Origin of the sequence: Caproicibacter fermentans (assembly GCF_009746625.1) — a bacterium.
Taxonomy (GTDB): domain Bacteria; phylum Bacillota; class Clostridia; order Oscillospirales; family Acutalibacteraceae; genus Caproicibacter; species Caproicibacter fermentans.
This window is the reverse complement of the sequence record NZ_VWXL01000072.1, coordinates 1-1,619: the sequence shown is the minus strand read 5'-3', so window position 1 is coordinate 1,619 and position 1,619 is coordinate 1. Positions and strand designations below refer to the sequence as shown.

The following is a 1,619-nucleotide window of genomic DNA, read 5'->3' as shown; positions in this document are numbered from 1 at the left end:
CCCTGTTTTTTAAATTGCAAGGGCAGGGCTTGAAAAGGTTTGCCTTTTTTATCCAGCCAGTACGTTTATGGTGGCTTTTTTATCCGTTCCATTTGCACTTACCCTCTTGACTTCATACCATTAGACTGACTAAAGCGGTAGCCTACGCCTTTCACTGTTTGAATATAAGTTGGATTATTGGGGTCAGACTCTATCTGTTTTCGCAATTTGCTAATATATCCCATGATATTATTATCATCATAGGCATATGGCTCCTGCCATATTTCTTCATATATTTGCTGTTTGGTCAAAATCCTTCCTTGATTTCTGGCAAGGTAGCAGAGAATGTCAAATTCCTTTGCATGAAGCTCAACTTGCGAATCTCCAATGTGAACAATCCGGGCGTCCAAGTCGATCGTAAGCTTCTGAAAGGAAAGCAGGTGAGATTCTTTATCGGAGCCATTGAAAGTGGTATATCTGCGAATTAAAGATAAGACACGGGCAATAAATTCTTCGACATCAAAAGGCTTCGTCAGATAATCGTCAGCTCCGGAACGCAGACCGTTTACTTTGTCGGTATTGGCAGCTTTCGCTGTAAGCATCAGTACGGGGACGGCGCTCATTTCCCTTATTTTTTCAAGTACCTGAAATCCGTCCATTCCAGGCAGCATAACATCCAGAACAATAAGCTGATAGCTGCCTTTTGCCGCCATGTCCAAACCAGCCGTGCCAGTATAAGCAAGATCAGCTATGAGTCTTTCCTTTTCCACACATTTTTTAAGTAATTGACATAATCCCATGTCATCATCAATAATTAATATATTATTTTGCATTTTACGACCCCTATCATTTATCGCTTTATGGCTTTCTTCTTGCAGCAGAAGGCTTTTCTGCATCTTTTGGTATCGTCCATGCATGACCGAACCGGACAACTCCTTTTATTCGATTTTCCCACAAAGATCCGTATCCTGCGTTCTGAGATACCCCATTTACCGCTGCCTGAAAACGGAATCAGTTCCGCTTTTTATCTTCCGTCAAATTTATTTCTTGTGAGGGATATATTGAGGAGAAAATGAATTTTAAATCTACTGGTTTTGGCTGTTCAGATACAACAAGTTCGACCCAACGGTTCGTCTATTATTGCATATTTGCTTTTCTGAATTTCGTCGGAGAAATTTTATAATGCCTGCTGAATAACCGATTGAAGTAACTGATACTGTCGAAGCCGCATTTCAGGGCGGTTTCAGTGATGTTCAGGTCTGTTTGTTTCAAAAAGCAGGCAGCCTTTTCAAGTCGAATTTCATTTACGTAATTGGTCAGTGTTTTCCCTGTGATCTGTTTGAATGTTCTGCAGAAATGACATGCACTGAGATTCGCCGAATCCGCGAGCTCTTTTAAGCGGATTTTTTTATCGTAGTTATCCTCAATGAATTGAAGAACCGTATTGAAGTGTTTCAGGGAGCGGGTCTTCTCCTCAAATTCTTTCTCCGACAGGATTTTGCAGACATAGCCCCGTGTCAACGCCGGAACTTTTTTGACCCAAAACGCCGGTCGGAAATGACCCATATCGCCGGTTACATGAGCGCCAGTCACAGTACCGCCGGAATGTCCACCGGCGGTACTGTCTGAACGCCAGCTTT

The 1,619-nt window shown here is 42.3% G+C and carries 2 protein-coding genes; both read right to left on the bottom strand.

Going from position 1 to position 1,619, the window contains the following annotated elements; translation table 11 throughout:
* Window positions 1-98 precede the first annotated feature (98 nt).
* A complete protein-coding gene (locus CAFE_RS12515) occupies window positions 99-812 on the bottom strand; it encodes a response regulator transcription factor (RefSeq protein WP_156990848.1) in 714 nt (237 codons plus the stop codon).
* A 304-nt stretch (window positions 813-1,116) separates the two neighbouring features.
* On the bottom strand, window positions 1,117-1,619 hold a 503-nt coding region (locus tag CAFE_RS12510; protein ID WP_156990847.1), incomplete at its 5' end, for a helix-turn-helix domain-containing protein.